1 protein-coding gene is annotated in these 424 nt (G+C 64.9%); it reads left to right on the top strand.

All coding sequences use genetic code 11. The features are described from left to right. Nucleotides 1–424 (top strand): helix-turn-helix domain-containing protein (locus tag AC5Y49_RS24845; RefSeq protein WP_499892029.1); only part of this gene is annotated, 424 nt, incomplete at both ends.

The raw sequence follows: 424 nt of genomic DNA, 5'->3' as shown, positions 1-424 counted from the left end.
CCGCGCCGCATCGGCAGGTGATGCGCGCGAAGGCGCTGCTGATGGCCGGTGATGGTGTGGCGAACACGCTGATCGCCGAGGAGGTGGGGGCGACGCCGGTGACGGTGCGTTCGTGGCGGAAGAGGTTCACCGAGGACGGCTTGAGGGCGCTGGGACAGGTACGTAAGGGGCGGGGTCGCAAGCCCTCGATCACCGATGAGCAGGTCGCCCAGATCGTGCGGTTGACCACCGAGGAGACCCCGCCCGGGCACACGCATTGGTCCTGTCGCACGATGGCCGACCGAGTGGGCGTGAGTCACTCTGCAGTGCAGCGTATTTGGTCTGATCTGGGGATCAAACCGCACCGCGTGGACACGTTCAAGGTGTCCAATGATCCCGAGTTCGACGACAAGCTCATCGACGTGGTGGGCCTGTATGTGAATCC

The organism is Mycobacterium sp. NGS62 (assembly GCF_059812285.1).
This window is presented reverse-complemented; position numbering and strand designations above follow the sequence as displayed.